This window comes from Pseudomonas sp. 3JA, assembly GCF_036961705.1.
In the GTDB taxonomy this organism is placed as follows: Bacteria; Pseudomonadota; Gammaproteobacteria; order Pseudomonadales; family Pseudomonadaceae; genus Aquipseudomonas; species Aquipseudomonas fluorescens_Q.
The window spans coordinates 70,187-89,637 of the sequence record NZ_JBAMDJ010000018.1; the positions used below are offsets into that span (position 1 = coordinate 70,187).

Here is a 19,451-nt window from a genome sequence, read left to right on the forward strand (position 1 = left end):
GGGGGGGGGCAGGTCTGCCGCCATCGCGAGCAAGCTTGCTCCCACATTGGAGCGCGTTCATTCTGTGGGAGCTTGCTTGCTATGACGCCGGGGCTGTCAGTTTCTGGATCAGATAATAAAGAGGCGCAAACAAAACAGCCCCTGCTCTTATATAAGAAGCAGGGGCTGTTTCAGTACAGCTTTGAACCTATCGCAAGGCAGGTCTTACTTGCGGTCTTCCAGCTGGGTGATGTCACGCGACTCGTAGCCGGTGTACAGCTGGCGCGGACGGCCAATCTTGTACGGGCTGGAGAGCATTTCCTTCCAGTGGGAGATCCAGCCGACGGTCCGCGCCAGGGCGAAGATCACGGTGAACATGCTGGTTGGAATGCCGATCGCTTTGAGGATGATCCCCGAGTAGAAGTCGACGTTCGGGTACAGCGAGCGTTCGATGAAGTATGGGTCGGTCAGGGCGATCTCTTCCAGGCGCATGGCCAGTTCGAGTTGCGGATCGTTCGTGATCCCCAGTTCCTTGAGCACTTCGTCGCAGGTCTGCTTCATGACGGTGGCGCGCGGGTCGCGGTTCTTGTAGACCCGGTGACCGAAGCCCATCAGCTTGAACGGATCGTTCTTGTCCTTGGCCTTGGCGATGAACTTGTCGATGTTCGAGACATCGCCGATTTCATCGAGCATGGTCAGTACCGCTTCGTTGGCACCGCCGTGGGCTGGGCCCCAGAGTGCGGCGATACCGGCGGCGATACAGGCGAACGGGTTGGCACCCGAGGAGCCGGCCAGGCGCACGGTGGACGTGGAGGCGTTCTGCTCGTGGTCGGCATGGAGGATGAAGATCCGGTCCATGGCCTTGGCGAGCACCGGGCTGATCGGTTTGATCTCGCACGGGGTGTTGAACATCATATGCAGGAAGTTCTCTGCATAGGTCAGGTCGTTGCGCGGGTACATCATGGGCTGGCCCATGGAGTACTTGTAGACCATGGCTGCCAGGGTCGGCATCTTCGCCACCAGGCGGATCGCGGAGATTTCGCGATGCTGGGGGTTATTGATGTCCAGGGAGTCGTGGTAGAAAGCCGAGAGGGCGCCGACAACGCCGCACATGACGGCCATCGGGTGGGCGTCGCGACGGAAACCGTTGAAGAAGGTCTTCAACTGTTCGTGAACCATGGTGTGGTTCTTCACGGTGCTGACGAACTGGGCCTTTTGCTCTGCGGTTGGCAGCTCGCCGTTGAGCAGCAGGTAGCAGGTTTCCAGGTAGTCCGATTTTTCAGCCAGTTGCTCGATCGGGTAGCCGCGGTGCAGCAGGATGCCGTTGTCGCCGTCGATATAGGTGATTTTCGACTCGCACGAGGCGGTCGACATGAAACCTGGGTCAAAGGTGAAACGGCCCGTGGCCGTCAGGCCCCGTACGTCGATTACATCGGGACCAACGGTGCCGGTTAAAATGGGCAGCTCGACGGGGGCTGCGCCCTCGATGATCAACTGCGCTTTTTTGTCAGCCATGTGGCCTCCTATTAATGCTTGGAATCATCAGACAGACCCCCCACGCAGGGCCCGCACCACTATAGTGAGATAAATCCGAATGTCAATTTGCCTAAAGTCTTGCTCCAGAAGGCTTTAACCGGACTTTTTCCGCGAAATTACCTGCCGTTTACGCCTTTTGCGCCGTATGTGCAATGCGCTATTAGGGGAAGGTGAACGCGTTGTCATTAGTAGCCTAACTGTCTATACTCGGCCACCGACCGCCAGGGGCTTTTGGGCCTGCTTTCTTGGGGGTCGTCACTCCCTGGGTGGTGAGTACCTGACCAGTGCGCGCCCCAACAACTTTGCCCTGATTGTTAGGGGCTCTTCAGTGTGAAAAAAAAGCCGTGAAAAGCCAACGACCTGTAAACCTAGACCTAAGGACCATCAAACTCCCAGTCACTGCTTACACGTCCATTCTTCACCGTATTTCCGGTGTCATCCTCTTCGTCAGCCTGGCCATCATGCTTTATGCATTGGACAAGTCGCTCGATTCGGAAGAAGGCTTCGGTCAGGTGAAAGCGTGTCTGACCAGTCCGCTAGCCAAGCTAGTGATTTGGGGCATCCTGTCCGCCTTGCTGTATCACTTGGTTGCCGGTGTGCGCCACTTGATCATGGACATGGGCATCGGTGAGACGCTGGAAGGCGGCAAGCTGGGCTCGAAAATCGTTATCGCCGTTTCCGTGGTGGTAATCGTTCTGGCAGGAGTTTGGATATGGTAACCAACGTCACGAACCTTTCGCGTTCGGGCCTCTATGACTGGATGGCCCAGCGTGTGTCTGCGGTCGTTCTCGCGGCTTACTTCATCTTCCTGATCGGATATGTCGTAGCAAACCCAGGCCTGGGCTACGCCCAATGGCATGAACTGTTCGCAAACAACTGGATGCGTATCTTCAGTCTGCTGGCACTTGTCGCACTAGGCGCTCACGCCTGGGTCGGCATGTGGACCATCGCGACCGACTACCTGACGCCAATGGCGTTCGGCAAGTCGGCGACTGCCGTACGTTTCCTCTTCCAGGCAGTATGCGGCGTTGCGATGTTCGCTTACTTCGTCTGGGGTGTGCAGATTCTCTGGGGTATCTGATCCATGGCTAACATTCCAACGATTTCTTTCGACGCTATCATCATTGGTGGCGGCGGTGCCGGCATGCGCGCAGCGCTGCAGCTGGCACAGGGCGGTCACAAGACTGCCGTGATCACCAAGGTTTTCCCGACCCGTTCGCACACTGTTTCCGCCCAGGGCGGCATCACCTGCGCCATCGCCTCGGCCGACCCGAACGATGACTGGCGCTGGCACATGTACGATACCGTCAAGGGTTCCGACTACATCGGTGACCAGGACGCTATCGAATACATGTGTCAGGAAGGCCCGGCCGCGGTGTTCGAACTGGACCACATGGGTATGCCATTCTCGCGTACCGAGCAAGGTCGTATCTATCAGCGTCCGTTCGGTGGCCAGTCCAAGGACTACGGCAAGGGCGGCCAGGCTGCGCGTACTTGCGCGGCGTCCGACCGTACCGGTCACGCGCTGCTGCACACCCTGTACCAGGGCAACCTGAAAGCCGGTACCACGTTCCTGAACGAGTACTACGCCGTTGACCTGGTGAAGAACCAGGACGGCGCCTTCGTCGGTGTGATCGCGATCTGCATCGAAACCGGCGAAACCACCTACATCCGCGCCAAGGCCACCGTACTGGCGACCGGCGGTGCAGGCCGTATCTACGCATCCACCACCAATGCCCTGATCAACACCGGTGACGGCGTCGGCATGGCCCTGCGTGCTGGCGTGCCGGTGCAAGACATCGAAATGTGGCAGTTCCACCCAACCGGCATCGCCGGTGCCGGTGTACTGGTGACCGAAGGTTGCCGTGGCGAAGGTGGTTACCTGATCAACAAGCACGGCGAGCGTTTCATGGAGCGTTATGCTCCGAACGCCAAGGACCTTGCCGGTCGTGACGTGGTTGCCCGTTCGATGGTTAAAGAAATCATCGCTGGCAACGGTTGCGGTCCGAATGGCGACCACGTGATGCTCAAGCTCGACCACCTGGGCGAGGAAGTGCTGCACAGCCGTCTGCCAGGCATCTGCGAACTGTCCAAGACCTTCGCTCACGTCGATCCAGTCGTTGCGCCGGTTCCGGTGGTTCCAACCTGCCACTATATGATGGGCGGCGTTGCCACCAACATTCACGGCCAGGCAATCACCCAGAACGCCGAAGGCGTGGACGAAATCATCCCTGGCCTGTTCGCAGTGGGTGAAGTGGCTTGCGTATCGGTCCACGGTGCCAACCGCCTGGGCGGCAACTCGTTGCTCGACCTGGTGGTCTTCGGTCGCGCTGCCGGCCTGCACCTGGAAAAAGCCCTGTCCGACGGTATCGAATATGACGATGCCACCGACGCCAACATCGAAGCCGCCCTGGCGCGTCTGTCCGCCCTGAACGAGCGTACCGAAGGCGAAGACGTGGCGACCCTGCGTCGCGAGTTGCAAAACTGCATGCAGAACTACTTCGGTGTATTCCGTACCGGCGAATACATGCAGAAGGGTATTGCCCAGCTGGCGCAATTGCGTGAACGAATCGCCAACGTGAAGATCAACGATAAGTCGCAGGCGTTCAACACTGCCCGTATCGAAGCGCTGGAGTTGCAGAACCTGCTGGAAGTGGCTGAAGCCACCGCCATCGCCGCAGAAGTGCGTAAAGAGTCCCGTGGCGCCCACGCCCGCGAAGACTTCGAAGACCGTGACGACGAAAACTGGCTGTGCCACACCTTGTACTTCCCGGGTGAAAAACGCGTCGCCAAGCGTGCCGTGAACTTCTCGCCGAAGACTGTTCCGACTTTCGAACCAAAAGTCCGGACTTATTAAGGGTGACCGCTATGTTGCAAGTCAGTGTTTATCGCTACAACCCTGATCAGGACGCTGCGCCGTTCATGCAGGACTTTCAGGTCGATACCGGTGGTAAAGACCTGATGGTGCTGGACGTGCTGGCCCTGATCAAGGAACAGGACGAAGGTTTCTCCTACCGTCGTTCCTGCCGTGAGGGCGTTTGCGGCTCCGACGGCATGAACATCAACGGCAAGAACGGCCTGGCCTGCATCACGCCGCTGTCGGCCGTGGTCAAGGGCAACAAGCTGATCGTTCGTCCGCTGCCAGGTTTGCCGGTTATCCGTGACCTGGTCGTCGATATGAGCATCTTCTACAAGCAATACGAGAAGGTGAAGCCATTCCTGCAGAACGACACGCCGGCTCCGGCCATCGAGCGTCTGCAGACTCCTGAAGAGCGTGAGAAGCTCGACGGTCTGTACGAGTGCATCCTGTGCGCTTGCTGCTCGACCTCGTGCCCATCGTTCTGGTGGAACCCGGACAAGTTCCTGGGCCCGGCCGCCCTGCTGCAAGCGTACCGCTTCCTGGCAGACAGCCGTGACACCAAGACGTCCGAGCGTCTGGCTTCGCTGGATGACCCGTTCAGCGTATTCCGCTGCCGCGGGATCATGAACTGCGTCAACGTCTGCCCGAAAGGCCTGAACCCGACTAAGGCCATCGGTCACATTCGTAACATGCTGCTGCAAAGCGGCGTTTGATTCAGCTGCTGTACCCGTAGGACCGTTGTACCCGTAAAGGCCAGGGCGCGGGCTTCAACCCGCGTCTTGGCTATAACCAGAACAGCCGCTCACAAAGCGGCGGTTCTTATTTTGAAGAAATGAGACAAGCAGGGGCATCCGGGCTGGTACCCGGACTATCAGCGTGATCCTAAGTGGCTTGTTTTAGTCGCTGCACTCGGACTTCTGCAAGTTTGCTCGGTGTTTTCGCCGGTGGTGTTCCCCTAATCGAGGGTGACCAAGCATGCAAGAAAGCGTGATGCAGCGCATGTGGAACAGTGCCCACCTTTCCGGTGGTAACGCTGCCTATGTGGAAGAGCTTTACGAGCTCTACCTGCACGACCCTAACGCTGTGCCAGAAGAATGGCGCACCTACTTTCAGAAGCTACCGGCCGACGGTAATTCTGCCACTGATGTTTCGCACTCGACGATTCGCGATCATTTCGTGTTGCTGGCAAAGAACCAGCGCCGCGCTCAACCGGTATCTGCCGGCAGCGTGAGCTCCGAACACGAGAAGAAGCAAGTTGAAGTGCTGCGACTGATCCAGGCCTACCGGATGCGTGGCCACCAGGCAGCCCAGCTTGACCCGCTGGGGCTGTGGCAGCGTCCTGCACCTGCAGACCTGTCGATCACTCACTACGGCTTGACCAATGCCGATCTTGATACGACCTTCCGTGCCGGCGACCTGTTCATCGGCAAAGAGGAAGCGAGCCTACGCGAAATTCACGAAGCGTTGCAGCAGACATATTGCCGCACCATCGGCGCTGAATTTACGCACATCGTCGATTCCGAGCAGCGCCAGTGGTTCCAGCAGCGTCTGGAAAGCGTTCGTGGTCGTCCGACGTACTCCGCTGATATCAAGAGCCACTTGCTCGAGCGCGTCACCGCCGCCGAAGGCCTGGAAAAGTACCTGGGCACCAAATACCCGGGCACCAAGCGTTTCGGCCTGGAAGGTGGCGAAAGCCTGATCCCGCTGCTGGACGAGCTGATCCAGCGTTCGGGTTCCTACGGCACCAAGGAAGTTGTCATTGGCATGGCCCACCGTGGTCGCCTGAACGTGCTGGTCAATACCTTCGGCAAGAACCCGCGCGAGCTGTTCGACGAGTTCGAAGGCAAGAAGAAGGTCGAGCTGGGTTCCGGTGACGTGAAATACCACCAGGGCTTCTCGTCCAACGTGATGACCACAGGTGGCGAAGTGCACCTGGCCATGGCCTTCAACCCATCCCACCTGGAAATCGTTTCCCCGGTGGTCGAGGGTTCGGTCCGTGCTCGCCAGGATCGTCGCAACGATCCGACCGGTGAAAAGGTCCTGCCGATTTCCATCCACGGTGACGCTGCGTTCGCAGGTCAGGGCGTGGTCATGGAAACCTTCCAGATGTCGCAGACCCGCGGCTTCAAGACGGGCGGTACCATCCACCTGGTGATCAACAACCAGGTCGGCTTCACCATCAGCAACCCGGAAGACTCGCGTTCCACCGAGTACTGCACCGACGTTGCGAAGATGATCCAGGCGCCGATTCTCCATGTGAATGGCGATGACCCGGAAGCCGTACTGTTCGTGACCCAGTTGGCCATCGACTACCGCATGCAGTACAAGCGCGACGTGGTGATCGACCTGGTCTGCTACCGTCGTCGCGGCCACAACGAGGCCGACGAGCCAAGCGGCACCCAGCCTCTGATGTACCAGCAGATCGCCAAGCAGCGCACCACCCGTGAGCTGTATGCCGAGCGCCTGACCCAGAGCGGTGTGCTGGATGCAGCGCGCGTCCAGGAAAAAGTCGATGAATATCGCAATGCCCTGGACAATGGCCTGCACGTTGTAAAAAGCCTGGTCAAAGAGCCGAACAAAGAGCTGTTCGTGGACTGGCGTCCATACCTGGGCCACGCCTGGACCGCGCGTCACGACACCCGTTTCGACCTCAAGACCCTGCAGGAACTGTCCGCCAAGCTGCTGGAAATCCCGGACGGCTTCGTGGTTCAGCGCCAGGTCGCGAAAATCTACGAAGACCGGCAGAAGATGCAAGCCGGCGGCCTGCCGATCAACTGGGGTTATGCCGAAACCATGGCGTACGCGACCCTGGCGTTCGAAGGTCACCCAGTGCGCATCACCGGCCAGGACGTAGGCCGCGGCACTTTCTCGCACCGCCACGCGGCGCTGCACAACCAGAAAGACGCCAGCACCTACATCCCGCTGCAACACCTGTACAAGGGCCAGCCACGTTTCGACCTGTACGATTCGTTGCTGTCCGAAGAAGCCGTCCTGGCGTTCGAATATGGCTACTCCACCACCGAGCCGAATGCGCTGGTGATCTGGGAAGCCCAGTTCGGCGACTTCGCCAACGGTGCCCAGGTGGTGGTCGACCAGTTCATCACCAGCGGCGAGCACAAGTGGGGCCGTCTCTGCGGTCTGACCATGCTGTTGCCGCACGGTTATGAAGGGCAGGGGCCGGAGCACTCGTCGGCACGTCTGGAGCGTTACCTGCAACTGTGTGCCGAGCACAACGTCCAGGTCTGCGTACCGACCACGCCGGCACAGATCTACCACCTGCTGCGTCGTCAGGTCATCCGTCCGCTGCGCAAGCCGCTGATCGTGCTGACACCGAAGTCGCTGCTGCGTCACAAGCTGGCGATCTCCACGCTCGAAGATCTGGCCGAAGGCTCGTTCCAGACCGTTATTTCGGAAATCGACACCCTGGACGCGGCGAAGGTCACTCGCCTGGTCCTGTGCAGCGGCAAGGTCTACTACGACCTGCTGGAAAAACGTCGTGCCGAAGGCCGCGAAGACATCGCCATCGTGCGTATCGAGCAGCTTTACCCGTTCCCGGAAGAAGACCTGATGGAGGCCATCGCGCCTTACACCAACCTCACCCATGTGGTGTGGTGTCAGGAAGAACCGATGAACCAAGGCGCGTGGTACAGCAGCCAGCATCACCTGCGTCGCAGCATTGGCAACCATAACAAGGCCCTGGGTCTTGAATATGCCGGCCGTGATGCGTCCGCTGCACCTGCGTGTGGTTATGCGTCGATGCACGCCGAGCAGCAGGAAAAACTGCTGCAAGATGCCTTTACCGTTTAACGCCTTCGCGCACCTGAAACCGAATTTAAGGAACCACAGATAATGGCTATCGAGATCAAAGCCCCCACTTTCCCGGAATCGGTTGCCGATGGCACCATTGCCACCTGGCACAAAAAACCGGGCGATGCGGTCAAGCGCGACGAACTGATCGTCGACATCGAAACCGACAAAGTCGTGCTGGAAGTACTGGCCGAGGCTGACGGCGTCCTGGGTGCCATCGTCAAGGGCGAAGGCGAGACCGTTCTGTCGGCCGAAGTGCTGGGCTCCATCGTGGAGGGCGGTGCTGCTGCCGCTGCCCCGGCGGCCGCTGCTGCTCCTGCCGCTGCCCAGGCTGCTGCTCCAGCTGCCGACGGTGAAGACGATCCAGTTGCAGCGCCTGCTGCGCGCAAGATCGCCGAAGAGAACGGCATCAACATCGCCTCCGTTGCCGGCACCGGCAAGGGTGGTCGCGTGACCAAGGAAGACGTGGTTGCCGCCGTTGCCGCCAAGAAAGCCGCGCCAGCCGCTGCTCCGGCCAAGGCTGCTGCGCCTGCCGCTGCCGCGCCGGTGTTCGCTGCCGGTGACCGTGTTGAAAAACGCGTTCCGATGACCCGCGTTCGCGCTACCGTGGCCAAGCGTCTGGTTGAAGCCCAGTCGAACATGGCGATGCTGACCACCTTCAACGAAGTCGACATGACCGAAGTCATGGCCCTGCGTTCGAAGTACAAGGATCTGTTCGAGAAGTCCCACAACGGCGTACGCCTGGGCTTCATGTCGTTCTTCGTCAAGGCTGCCACCGAAGCGCTGAAACGCTTCCCGGCCGTCAACGCGTCGATCGACGGTTCGGACATCGTCTACCACGGCTACGCCGATATCGGTGTTGCTGTTTCCAGCGACCGTGGCCTGGTGGTTCCAGTACTGCGTAACGCCGAACTGATGAGCCTGGCCGAAATCGAAGGCGGCATCGCCACCTTCGGCAAGAAGGCCCGTGACGGCAAGCTGTCCATCGAAGAGATGACCGGCGGTACGTTCACCATCACCAACGGTGGTACATTCGGTTCGATGATGTCGACCCCGATCGTCAACCCGCCGCAAGCGGCTATCCTGGGCATGCACAACATTCTGCAGCGTCCTATGGCGATCAATGGTCAGGTCGTGATTCGTCCGATGATGTACCTGGCGCTGTCCTACGATCACCGCCTGATCGACGGTAAAGAAGCCGTGACGTTCCTGGTAACCATCAAGAACCTGCTTGAAGATCCGGCTCGTCTGCTGCTGGATATCTGATTTTCGCCGCGAGGGCCGGTCTGTTGTGACCGGCCTCTTGCTGAAACAACCGGTTTCGTCCCACGACGGTCACCACAAGTGACCGTTCGGTTTGATTCGAAAAGGAATGACTCATGACTCAGAAATTCGACGTGGTAGTGATTGGTGCGGGCCCTGGCGGCTACGTAGCGGCCATCAAGGCTGCGCAACTGGGCCTCACCACTGCCTGCATCGAGAAATACACCGACAAAGAGGGCAAGCTGGCCCTTGGCGGTACTTGCCTGAACGTCGGTTGCATTCCCTCCAAGGCGCTGCTGGACAGCTCCTGGAAGTTCCACGAAGCGCAAGACGGCTTGGCCATTCACGGTATTGGCGGTGTCAACCGCGAAAATGTCACCATTGACGTGCCTGCCATGGTTGGTCGCAAAGCTAACATCGTCAAAGGCCTGACCTCGGGTGTTGCCACCCTGTTCAAGGCCAACGGCGTGACTTCGATCCAGGGCCACGGCAAGCTGCTGATGGGCAAGAAAGTCGAAGTGACCAAGCCAGACGGCTCGGTTGAAGTGATCGAAGCCGAAAACGTCATCCTGGCGCCAGGCTCGCGTCCGATCGACATTCCACCGGCTCCGGTCGACCAGAACGTGATCGTCGATTCCACCGGTGCCCTGGAATTCCAGAGCGTGCCAAAACGCCTGGGCGTGATCGGCGCCGGCGTGATCGGCCTTGAGCTGGGTTCGGTATGGTCGCGCCTGGGTGCGCAAGTGACCGTACTGGAAGCCCTCGACACCTTCCTGATGGCCGCTGACACTGCAGTTTCCAAGGAAGCGCTGAAAACCCTGACCAAACAGGGCCTGGACATCAAGCTGGGCGCTCGCGTGACCGGTTCGAAGGTCAACGGCGAAGAAGTCGTAGTGACCTACACCGACGCCAATGGCGAACAGACCATCACTTTCGACAAGCTGATCGTTGCGGTCGGCCGTCGTCCGGTGACCACCGATCTGCTGGCTGCCGATAGCGGCGTGGAAATTGACGAGCGCGGCTTCATTGCCGTCGACGACCAGTGCGCAACCGCAGTACCGGGCGTCTTCGCCATCGGTGACGTGGTTCGCGGCATGATGCTGGCGCACAAGGCGTCCGAGGAAGGCATCATGGTCGTCGAGCGCATCAAGGGCCACAAAGCCCAGATGAACTACGACCTGATCCCTTCGGTTATCTACACCCACCCGGAAATCGCATGGGTCGGCAAGACCGAGCAGGCCTTGAAAGCCGAAGGCGTTGAAGTTAACGTCGGCACCTTCCCGTTTGCAGCCAGTGGCCGTGCCATGGCAGCCAACGATACCGGTGGTTTTGTGAAAGTCATCGCCGATGCCAAGACGGATCGCGTATTGGGCGTTCACGTCATTGGCCCGAGCGCTGCCGAGCTGGTACAGCAAGGCGCGATCGGCATGGAATTCGGCACCAGCGCTGAAGATCTGGGCATGATGGTCTTCTCCCATCCGACCCTGTCCGAAGCCTTGCACGAAGCGGCCCTGGCCGTAAATGGCGGCGCCATCCACGTGGCCAACCGCAAGAAGCGTTAATAGACAATAAGAAACCACGGCGGTATGGCCCGTCGTGAGCCTTGCGAGCAAGACTCACCGCGGAATATCCGCTGGACGCAGCCTTGCGTAGCGGCACCGGTTCACCGGAACGCTACGCAAGCAGCAGTCACAGGTGGTGCGGCACCAGAACGGTGCAGCACCGAATGCGCAGTACCTAACGAAGACGGTAATAAGCATGAATCTTCACGAGTATCAGGGTAAGCAGCTGTTCGCTGAGTACGGCCTGCCAGTATCCACCGGTTACGCGGTAGACACCCCGGAAGCGGCAGCAGAAGCTTGCGACAAAATCGGCGGCAGCGAATGGGTTGTCAAAGCCCAGGTTCACGCCGGTGGTCGCGGTAAAGCGGGCGGCGTCAAGCTGGTTCGCAGCAAAGAAGACGCCAAAGCCTTCGCACAGCAGTGGCTGGGCAAGCGTCTGGTGACTTACCAGACTGACGCCAACGGTCAGCCAGTCACCAAGATCCTGGTTGAATCGTGCACTGATATCGCTAAAGAGCTGTACCTGGGCGCTGTCGTTGACCGTTCGAGCCGCCGCATCGTGTTCATGGCTTCCACCGAAGGTGGCGTGGACATCGAGAAAATCGCTCACGACACCCCTGAGAAAATCCTCAAGGCCACCATCGATCCACTGGTTGGCGCCCAGCCATTCCAGGGTCGCGAGCTGGCATTCCAGCTGGGCCTGGAAGGCAAGCAGGTCACTCAATTCGCCAAGATCTTCGTAGGTCTGGCCAAGCTGTTCCAGGACCACGACCTGGCCCTGCTGGAAGTGAACCCGCTGGTGATCAAGGCCGACGGCGACCTGCACTGCCTCGATGCCAAGATCAACATCGACGCCAACGCCATGTACCGTCAGCCTAAGCTGAAGACTTTCCACGATCCGTCGCAAGACGATCCGCGCGAAGCGCACGCTGCCAAGTTCGAACTGAACTACGTAGCCCTGGAAGGCAACATCGGCTGCATGGTCAACGGTGCCGGCCTGGCCATGGGTACCATGGACATCGTCAACCTGCATGGCGGCAAGCCAGCCAACTTCCTCGACGTGGGCGGTGGTGCTACCAAGGAACGCGTAACCGAAGCGTTCAAGATCATCCTGTCCGACACTAACGTCGCTGCAGTACTGGTCAACATCTTCGGCGGCATCGTTCGCTGCGACATGATTGCCGAAGGCATCATCGGCGCCGTGAAAGAAGTTGGCGTGAAAATCCCGGTTGTTGTTCGCCTTGAAGGCAACAACGCTGAGCTGGGCGCTAAAGTACTGGCAGAAAGCGGTTTGAACATCATCGCTGCTACCAGCCTGACCGACGCTGCTCAACAAGTCGTTAAAGCTGCGGAGGGCAAATAATGAGCGTCCTGATCAATAAAGACACCAAGGTTATCTGCCAGGGCATTACCGGTTCGCAAGGTAGTTTCCACACCCAGCAAGCCCTGGAATACGGCACCAAGATGGTTGGCGGCGTAACACCAGGCAAGGGCGGCACCGAGCACCTGGGCCTGCCAGTGTTCAACACCGTGAAAGACGCTGTAGCCGCCACTGGCGCCACCGCCAGCGTGATCTACGTTCCAGCTCCTTTCTGCAAGGACTCCATCCTTGAAGCAGCGTTCGGCGGCATCAAGCTGATCGTCTGCATCACCGAAGGCATCCCGACCATCGACATGCTGGAAGCCAAGGTCAAGTGCGACGAGCTGGGTATCACCCTGATCGGCCCTAACTGCCCAGGCGTGATCACTCCAGGCGAATGCAAGATCGGCATCATGCCAGGTCACATTCACTTGCCAGGCAAGGTCGGTATCGTTTCCCGTTCCGGCACCCTGACCTACGAAGCTGTGAAGCAGACCACTGACGCCGGTTTCGGTCAGTCGACTTGCGTCGGCATCGGCGGTGACCCGATCCCAGGCTCGAACTTCATCGACATCCTGAAGCTGTTCCAGGAAGACCCGAAGACCGAAGCGATCGTCATGATCGGTGAGATCGGCGGTTCGGCTGAAGAAGAAGCGGCTGCCTACATCAAGGCCAACGTGACCAAGCCGGTTGTTTCCTACATCGCTGGTGTGACTGCTCCTCCGGGCAAGCGCATGGGCCATGCTGGCGCAATCATCTCTGGCGGCAAAGGCACTGCAGACGAGAAATTCGCTGCATTGCAAGACGCAGGCGTGAAAACCGTGCGTTCGCTGGCAGACATCGGCAAGGCCCTGGCCGAGCTGACTGGCTGGGAAATGAAGAAGTAAGCTTCGGCTGACTTTTTGTTCCAGCAACAAAGGCCACCTTCGGGTGGCCTTTGTCGTTTCTGGCCCTTGAGAATTCATGTGTTGTGGCGGCTCTTGTGGCGAGGGAGCTTGCTCCCGCTCGGCTGCGAAGCAGTCGTAAACCACGCAACGCATTTTGTCTGAATGAATACGGTCGCCTGTATGGGGGCTGCTTCGCAGCCCAGCGGGAGCAAGCTCCCTCGCCACAGGGTTCAACATGTACCCAGCCCAAACAGGATCCTGTTGCTTCCTATGCAACAAGCGCGAGTCGGAAAAATAGATATGTAAACGCGACACGCGAACGTCGTGCATCGGATAGTTCGCCCCTTAACAGTGCGTTTTTTCGCTAAATTCGTTAGGCTAGCAGCCATTTTTGCGACCGCTGCCCACAAGGAAGCGCCGCGCTAAACGGGTCGGTCCCATACGGATCGGCAGCATTTCCCTCACCCATAAGGGAAATCCCTCTCTAAATTCCGATTCAGTAGTGTGGTTTCCTTAATGAAAGTGTTGAAAGGCCAGGACATCCTGGCGCTTGGTTTCATGACATTTGCCCTGTTCGTCGGGGCCGGTAACATCATCTTCCCGCCTATCGTCGGTTTGCAGTCCGGGCCTCATGTCTGGATGGCGGCGCTGGGCTTTTTGATCACGGCGGTTGGTCTGCCAGTCATCACGGTGGTTGCACTGGCCAAGGTGGGCGGTGCGATGGACGCCTTGAGCAGCCCTATCGGCAAGGTCGCCGGCGGGTTGCTGGCGGCGGTGTGCTACCTGGCCGTCGGCCCGTTGTTCGCCACGCCGCGTACCGCCACCGTTTCGTTCGAAGTCGGTTTGGCGCCATTGACTGGCGAAAGCCCGCTGGCGCTGTTCCTGTATAGCGCCGCGTATTTCCTGCTGGTGTTTTTCATCTCGCTCTACCCGGGCCGCCTGCTGGACACCGTCGGGCGCTTTCTCGCGCCACTGAAGATCATCGCCCTGGCCGTGCTCGGCATCGCGGCGTTTGCCTTGCCCGCGGGTGATATCGGCGTGGCGACCCCCGAGTACATCGCGGCGCCGTTCTCCCAAGGATTCATCAACGGCTACCTGACCATGGATACCCTGGGCGCCTTGGTGTTCGGCATTGTCATCGTCAACGCGATCCGTTCCCGGGGCGTCGAGTCGCCGGCCTTGATCACCCGCTATGCGATCATCGCCGGGCTGATCGCCGGGGTGGGCCTGGCGCTGGTCTACGTCAGCCTGTTCCGCCTCGGTTCCGGCAGCCATGAGGTGGCCGCAGGGGCGACCAACGGCGCCGCTGTGCTGCATGCCTACGTGCAACACACCTTCGGCAGCCTGGGCAGTGGCTTCCTCGCCGTACTCATCTCCCTGGCGTGCCTGGTGACCGCAGTCGGCCTGACCTGCGCCTGCGCCGAGTACTTCAGCCGTGTCCTGCCGCTGTCCTACAAGACCCTGGTGGTGATCCTGGCGGCGTTTTCGCTGCTGGTGTCCAACCTGGGCCTGACCAAGCTGATCGCGTTCTCGATTCCGGTCCTCACCGCGATCTATCCACCGTGCATCGCCCTGGTGGCCCTGAGCTTCTGCAAGGATTTCTGGCACGAGCAGGGGCGCATCGTTGGTCCGGTGATGCTGGTGTCGTTCCTGTTTGGCCTGATCGACGCGCTCAAGGGCGCCGGCCTGGCAGACTGGATGCCGACGCAACTGGCCCACCTGCCGCTGAGCGAGCAGGGCCTGGCCTGGCTGGTGCCTTCGGTGATGACCCTGGCGGTCGCGGTGGTGTGCGATCGCCTGCTGGGCAAGCGCAGCGAAGCGTTGGCTTAAGCGGCTACAGGCAGATTCATCGGCAAGAACCGAAATGCCCCGTATCAATCGATACGGGGCATTTTTTTTGAGTGCAGTGTCTTTTTCCGTGGGCTAACGTCGAAGCAGTGTCTTGAAAGGCTTGCACAAAACCTTGTGGGAGCTTGCTCCCACAGGTCGGCATTTCAAGGCAAGTCTGGCTTTAGACGTCATGTTTTTAGACATACAGGAAATCGAATGTCATTCATCCAAGCCAACCTGATCCACCTGCTTGCCGCCGCCTGGTTCATCATCTGCTGGGCGGGCTACACCCGTTATGCCACCTGGAAGGCGCGCGACACGGCGTGCCTGGCCAGCGTGATGCACCTGTACCGCGAAGACTGGATGCGCCGCATGCTGCTGCGTGAGAACCGTATCGCCGATGCCAGCGTGATCGGCAACCTGGAGCGCAACGCATCCTTCTTCGCCTCCAGCACATTGATCATCCTGGCCGGTATCCTGACGGTACTCGGGGCGTCCGATCGGGCGGTGTCGTTGCTGGCGGACATACCCTTGGTGCAGCAGGCGTCCCAGGGCATGGCGGAGGTCAAGTTGCTGTGCCTGGCGTTGGTGTTCGTGTATGCGTTCTTCACGTTCAGTTGGTGCATGCGCCAGTACAACTTCGCGGCGGTGCTGATTGGCTCAGCGCCGATGATTGGTGAGCGGCATGTGTCGGAGCAGGAGCGCAAGGCCTTTGCACTAAGGGCTGCGCGGGTCATTTCCATGGCCGCCAACCAGTTCAACTTTGGCCTGCGTTCCTATTATTTCGGCATGACCATGTTGGCGTGGTTCGTCAGCCCCTGGTTATTCATGTTGATGAGTGCTGGCGTGGTGTTCGTGCTGTATCAGCGCGAGTTTCACTCCGATGTACTGGACGTGATGGTCTATACCCCCACCGAAGCGCCAGTGTCCGAGGTGGGCAAGGAAGCGGCCTGACAGGCGGTGCCGCCAAATCGCAGGCAAAAGAAAACCCGCATCAGGCGGGTTTTCCTTTACTGCTAAAACCGTATCAGTTGGATTTGGGCGCGGTAGCAGGTGCTTCCTGCTGGGCGGCACTGTTCGATTCAGACTGAGCTTTGGCGGCTTCGGCCTGTTCTTTCGCCGCGTCGTTCACTTTATCCTGTGCTTTGTTCATGTCTTGCTGAGCTTGCTCAGCGTGTTGTTGGGCATCTTGAGCTTTGTCCTCGGATTTTTTATCGCAGGCAGCGAGGCCGAGGGAAGCGGCCAACATCAAGGCAATAGCAAAAGTCTTACGCATGGGGTGTTTCTCCTTATGGAAATAACTACTGGCCTTTTGAACGCCACCCCTCGGATTAAGTTCCTGTTGCGTAACAGATATATAACTTTGCACTGCAATGGAACTTTGTGCATCGCGCCTGTTGTCAGGTCTCGTCACTCATTGGAGCGTTGATCGAATGGCCGAAGACCCCGTTTTTGAGCGTGCCACACGTTTTTTATCCGCACTCAGGCATTGCCAGGTGCTGGGCTTGAAGTTGCACAGTGCCAGTCGTGACGGGCTGACGGTCATCCTGCCGTTCAGCCCGCAAATCGTCGGCAATCCCCTGACGGGCATCATCCATGGCGGGGCGTTGACCTCATTGATGGACACCGCCTGTGGTATGTCGACCCTGTGTGTGCTGCCGCAATTCGAAGTCTGTCCCACCCTCGACCTGCGGATCGACTACATGCACGCTGCCGAGCCCCACAAGGATGTCTACGGCTTCGCCCAATGCTATCGGGTGACCCCGGACGTGATCTTCACCCGGGGTTTCGCCTACCAGGACGATCCCGAGCAACCCATCGCCCATGTGGTGGGCACCTTCATGCGCCTGGGCCAGCATGCCAGGGGAATGGGGAAGGGCGGTCCGATGACCGCTGTGGGCCAGCCATGACCGATATCCTCCAGGAACAACTGCGCCGTGCCTGCGAGCAGGGCGACTACGCGCTGCTGCTCGCCTCGATTCCCTATGCCCAACTCATCGGCGTCGAATGCACGCGCCAGGGCGACGACTTGTTGTTTCGCCTGCCAGCCAACAAAGACAACATTGGTAACCCTTTACTGCCGGCCATCCACGGTGGGGTCATCGCCGGTTTCATGGAACTGGCCGCTGCCGTGCATCTGTTGATCGCCACGGGTACGCCGGGCATACCGAAAATCATCGATTTCTCCCTGGATTACCTGCGCACCGGACAGTTTCGCGACACCTACGCCAAATGCCAGGTCTGGCGCCAGGGCCGGCGGGTCGCCAACGTCGCGATCACCGCCTGGCAAGACGTCGAGGCCGAACCCATCGCCACTGCCCGGGCCCATTTCAAGATCCAGGAACCGTCAAAACCGGATCGCCCTTGAAATCATCAGCGTTGCCCCCACCTTGAGGACATCCCGCCGCCAATCTCAGCGAGGCGGACACCACCATCCACTTGGAGTTTGATGACCATGAGCGTGGAAACTCAAAAGGAAACCCTGGGCTTCCAGACCGAGGTGAAGCAACTGCTGCACCTGATGATTCACTCGCTGTATTCCAATAAGGAAATTTTCCTTCGCGAGTTGATTTCGAACGCCTCTGACGCTGTCGACAAATTACGTTTCGAAGCCCTTTCCAAGCCTGAATTGCTGGAAGGCGGCGCTGAGCTGAAAATCCGTGTGAGCTTCGACAAGGACGCAAAAACCGTCACCCTCGAAGACAACGGCATCGGCATGAGCCGCGAAGAGGTGATCACGCACCTGGGCACCATCGCCAAGTCCGGCACCGCCGACTTCATGAAGAACCTGTCCGGCGACCAGAAGAAAGATTCCCACCTGATCGGCCAGTTCGGCGTCGGTTTCTATTCCGCGTTCATCGTGGCCGACCAGGTCGAAGTGTTCAGCCGCCGTGCCGGCCTCGCTGCGAGCGAAGGCGTGCACTGGTCGTCCAAGGGCGAGGGCGAGTTTGAAGTCGCCACCGTCGACAAGGCCGATCGCGGCACCCGCATTGTGCTGCACCTCAAGTCTGGCGAAGACGAGTTCGCCGATGGCTGGCGCCTGCGCAACATCATCAAGAAGTACTCCGACCACATCGCGCTGCCGATTGAGCTGCCGAAGGAAGTCACCGCTGCCGAAGGCGAAGAAAAGCCTGAAGTGGAATGGGAAACGGTCAACCGCGCCAGTGCCCTGTGGACCCGTCCGCGCACCGAAGTGAAAGACGAGGAATACCAGGAGTTCTACAAGCACATCGCCCACGATTACGAGAACCCGCTGAGCTGGAGCCACAACAAGGTTGAAGGCAAGCTGGAGTACAACTCGCTGCTGTACGTGCCGGCCCGTGCGCCGTTCGACCTGTACCAGCGCGAAGCGCCACGCGGTCTGAAGCTGTATGTCCAGCGTGTGTTCGTGATGGACCAGGCCGAGTCGTTCCTGCCGCTGTACCTGCGTTTCATCAAGGGTGTGGTGGATTCCAACGACCTGTCGCTGAACGTGTCGCGGGAAATCCTGCAGAAAGATCCGATCATCGACTCCATGAAGTCGGCGCTGACCAAGCGTGTGTTGGACATGCTGGAAAAACTGGCGAAGAACGAGCCCGAGCAGTACAAGAGCTTCTGGAAAAACTTCGGCCAGGTCATGAAAGAGGGCCCGGCCGAGGACTTCGCCAACAAAGAAAAGATCGCCGGTCTGCTGCGCTTTGCCTCGACCCAGGGTGACGATGGCGAACAAGTCGTAGGCCTGGCCGATTACCTGGCCCGCGCCAAGGAAGGCCAGGACAAGATCTACTACCTGACCGGTGAAACGTATGCACAGGTCAAGAACAGCCCGCACCTGGAAGTCTTCCGCAAGAAAGGCATCGAAGTGCTGCTGCTGACCGACCGCATCGACGAGTGGCTGATGAGCTACCTCAACGAGTTCGACGGCAAGAGCTTTGTCGACGTGGCCCGTGGTGACCTGGACCTCGGCAACCTGGATTCGGAAGAAGACAAGAAAGCCGCCGAAGAAGTCGCCAAGAGCAAGGAAGGTCTGGTCGAGCGGATCAAGACCGCCCTGGGCGATGCTGTCAGTGAAGTGCGCGTCTCGCACCGCCTGACCGATTCCCCGGCGATCCTGGCCATCGGTGAGCAGGACCTGGGCCTGCAAATGCGCCAGATCCTCGAAGCCAGCGGCCAGAAAGTCCCGGATTCCAAGCCGATCTTCGAATTCAACCCGGCCCACCCGCTGGTGGAAAAACTTGACAACGAGCAGAGCGAAGAGCGTTTCGGCGATCTGTCGCACATCCTGTTCGACCAAGCGGCCCTGGCGGCTGGCGACAGCCTGAAGGACCCGGCGGCGTATGTGCGTCGCCTGAACAAGCTGTTGGTTGAACTGTCAGCTTAATCACGTG

General features: G+C 59.3%; 16 protein-coding genes. 14 read left to right on the forward strand and 2 right to left on the reverse strand.

The features are described 5' to 3' along the window. Positions 1 to 204: 204 nt before the first annotated feature. Positions 205 to 1,494, reverse strand: coding sequence for a citrate synthase (gene gltA, locus V7773_RS15870; protein WP_014339589.1), 1,290 nt, complete (start codon positions 1,492 to 1,494; stop codon positions 205 to 207). Positions 1,495 to 1,859: 365 nt separating this feature from the next. Between gltA and sdhC the strand changes: the two genes are divergently transcribed. The 11 genes from sdhC to V7773_RS15925 all read left to right on the forward strand — a co-directional run bounded on the left by sdhC (position 1,860) and on the right by V7773_RS15925 (position 16,038). Then, the gene (gene sdhC / locus V7773_RS15875; RefSeq protein ID WP_024780620.1) at positions 1,860 to 2,234 is read left to right on the forward strand and encodes a succinate dehydrogenase, cytochrome b556 subunit; all 375 of its coding nucleotides are present in this window, start codon (positions 1,860 to 1,862) and stop codon (positions 2,232 to 2,234) included. Then, the gene (gene sdhD / locus V7773_RS15880) at positions 2,228 to 2,596 is read left to right on the forward strand and encodes a succinate dehydrogenase, hydrophobic membrane anchor protein (protein WP_003204438.1); all 369 of its coding nucleotides are present in this window, start codon (positions 2,228 to 2,230) and stop codon (positions 2,594 to 2,596) included. Before sdhC ends, sdhD begins: the two co-directional genes overlap by 7 nt. 3 nt (positions 2,597 to 2,599) lie before the next feature. Then, the gene (sdhA, locus tag V7773_RS15885) at positions 2,600 to 4,372 is read left to right on the forward strand and encodes a succinate dehydrogenase flavoprotein subunit (RefSeq protein ID WP_063324841.1); all 1,773 of its coding nucleotides are present in this window, start codon (positions 2,600 to 2,602) and stop codon (positions 4,370 to 4,372) included. 11 nt (positions 4,373 to 4,383) lie between these two features. Beyond that, on the forward strand, positions 4,384 to 5,088 hold the full coding sequence (locus V7773_RS15890) for a succinate dehydrogenase iron-sulfur subunit (protein ID WP_003204434.1): 705 nt from the start codon (positions 4,384 to 4,386) through the stop codon (positions 5,086 to 5,088). Between the two features lie 262 nt (positions 5,089 to 5,350). Beyond that, on the forward strand, positions 5,351 to 8,182 hold the full coding sequence (locus tag V7773_RS15895) for a 2-oxoglutarate dehydrogenase E1 component (RefSeq protein ID WP_063324842.1): 2,832 nt from the start codon (positions 5,351 to 5,353) through the stop codon (positions 8,180 to 8,182). Positions 8,183 to 8,224: 42 nt separating this feature from the next. Next, positions 8,225 to 9,448, forward strand: coding sequence for a 2-oxoglutarate dehydrogenase complex dihydrolipoyllysine-residue succinyltransferase (gene odhB / locus V7773_RS15900; protein ID WP_336074111.1), 1,224 nt, complete (start codon positions 8,225 to 8,227; stop codon positions 9,446 to 9,448). 113 nt (positions 9,449 to 9,561) lie between these two features. Next, the gene (lpdA, locus tag V7773_RS15905) at positions 9,562 to 11,007 is read left to right on the forward strand and encodes a dihydrolipoyl dehydrogenase (protein WP_336074112.1); all 1,446 of its coding nucleotides are present in this window, start codon (positions 9,562 to 9,564) and stop codon (positions 11,005 to 11,007) included. A gap of 196 nt (positions 11,008 to 11,203) precedes the next feature. Next, positions 11,204 to 12,370: an ADP-forming succinate--CoA ligase subunit beta gene (gene sucC / locus V7773_RS15910; protein WP_003179235.1), complete on the forward strand. Its 1,167-nt coding sequence runs from the start codon at positions 11,204 to 11,206 to the stop codon at positions 12,368 to 12,370. Continuing rightward, the gene (gene sucD / locus V7773_RS15915; protein ID WP_014339581.1) at positions 12,370 to 13,254 is read left to right on the forward strand and encodes a succinate--CoA ligase subunit alpha; all 885 of its coding nucleotides are present in this window, start codon (positions 12,370 to 12,372) and stop codon (positions 13,252 to 13,254) included. The genes sucC and sucD overlap by 1 nt, the downstream gene beginning before the upstream one ends. Positions 13,255 to 13,770: 516 nt before the next feature. Next, the gene (gene brnQ, locus V7773_RS15920) at positions 13,771 to 15,084 is read left to right on the forward strand and encodes a branched-chain amino acid transport system II carrier protein (RefSeq protein ID WP_063324845.1); all 1,314 of its coding nucleotides are present in this window, start codon (positions 13,771 to 13,773) and stop codon (positions 15,082 to 15,084) included. A 216-nt stretch (positions 15,085 to 15,300) separates the two neighbouring features. Beyond that, positions 15,301 to 16,038, forward strand: coding sequence for a DUF599 domain-containing protein (locus tag V7773_RS15925; RefSeq protein ID WP_063324846.1), 738 nt, complete (start codon positions 15,301 to 15,303; stop codon positions 16,036 to 16,038). Positions 16,039 to 16,111: 73 nt separating this feature from the next. On the opposite strand, the gene V7773_RS15930 is transcribed toward V7773_RS15925, so the two are convergent. Continuing rightward, a complete protein-coding gene (locus tag V7773_RS15930; protein ID WP_336074114.1) occupies positions 16,112 to 16,360 on the reverse strand; it encodes a hypothetical protein in 249 nt (82 codons plus the stop codon). Positions 16,361 to 16,517: 157 nt separating this feature from the next. Between V7773_RS15930 and V7773_RS15935 the strand changes: the two genes are divergently transcribed. From V7773_RS15935 to htpG, 3 genes are all read left to right on the forward strand, one after another. Then, positions 16,518 to 16,994, forward strand: a complete 477-nt coding sequence (locus V7773_RS15935) for a PaaI family thioesterase (protein ID WP_092147835.1) — start codon at positions 16,518 to 16,520, stop codon at positions 16,992 to 16,994. Beyond that, positions 16,991 to 17,452, forward strand: a complete 462-nt coding sequence (locus V7773_RS15940; RefSeq protein WP_063324849.1) for a PaaI family thioesterase — start codon at positions 16,991 to 16,993, stop codon at positions 17,450 to 17,452. Before V7773_RS15935 ends, V7773_RS15940 begins: the two co-directional genes overlap by 4 nt. An 87-nt stretch (positions 17,453 to 17,539) precedes the next feature. After that, on the forward strand, positions 17,540 to 19,444 hold the full coding sequence (gene htpG / locus V7773_RS15945) for a molecular chaperone HtpG (protein WP_092348827.1): 1,905 nt from the start codon (positions 17,540 to 17,542) through the stop codon (positions 19,442 to 19,444). Positions 19,445 to 19,451 lie beyond the last annotated feature (7 nt).

Bases quoted from the DNA above. Each gene is read 5' to 3' on its own strand.
- lpdA (WP_336074112.1), top strand. From the start codon at position 9,562: ATGACTCAGAAATTCGACGTGGTAGTGATTGGTGCGGGCCCTGGCGGC.
- V7773_RS15940 (WP_063324849.1), top strand. From the start codon at position 16,991: ATGACCGATATCCTCCAGGAACAACTGCGCCGTGCCTGCGAGCAGGGC.
- brnQ (WP_063324845.1), top strand. From the start codon at position 13,771: ATGAAAGTGTTGAAAGGCCAGGACATCCTGGCGCTTGGTTTCATGACA.
- V7773_RS15890 (WP_003204434.1), top strand. From the start codon at position 4,384: ATGTTGCAAGTCAGTGTTTATCGCTACAACCCTGATCAGGACGCTGCG.
- odhB (WP_336074111.1), top strand. From the start codon at position 8,225: ATGGCTATCGAGATCAAAGCCCCCACTTTCCCGGAATCGGTTGCCGAT.
- gltA (WP_014339589.1), bottom strand. From the start codon at position 1,494: ATGGCTGACAAAAAAGCGCAGTTGATCATCGAGGGCGCAGCCCCCGTC.
- V7773_RS15935 (WP_092147835.1), top strand. From the start codon at position 16,518: ATGGCCGAAGACCCCGTTTTTGAGCGTGCCACACGTTTTTTATCCGCA.
- sucD (WP_014339581.1), top strand. From the start codon at position 12,370: ATGAGCGTCCTGATCAATAAAGACACCAAGGTTATCTGCCAGGGCATT.
- sdhD (WP_003204438.1), top strand. From the start codon at position 2,228: ATGGTAACCAACGTCACGAACCTTTCGCGTTCGGGCCTCTATGACTGG.
- V7773_RS15925 (WP_063324846.1), top strand. From the start codon at position 15,301: ATGTCATTCATCCAAGCCAACCTGATCCACCTGCTTGCCGCCGCCTGG.
- V7773_RS15895 (WP_063324842.1), top strand. From the start codon at position 5,351: ATGCAAGAAAGCGTGATGCAGCGCATGTGGAACAGTGCCCACCTTTCC.
- sucC (WP_003179235.1), top strand. From the start codon at position 11,204: ATGAATCTTCACGAGTATCAGGGTAAGCAGCTGTTCGCTGAGTACGGC.
- V7773_RS15930 (WP_336074114.1), bottom strand. From the start codon at position 16,360: ATGCGTAAGACTTTTGCTATTGCCTTGATGTTGGCCGCTTCCCTCGGC.
- htpG (WP_092348827.1), top strand. From the start codon at position 17,540: ATGAGCGTGGAAACTCAAAAGGAAACCCTGGGCTTCCAGACCGAGGTG.
- sdhA (WP_063324841.1), top strand. From the start codon at position 2,600: ATGGCTAACATTCCAACGATTTCTTTCGACGCTATCATCATTGGTGGC.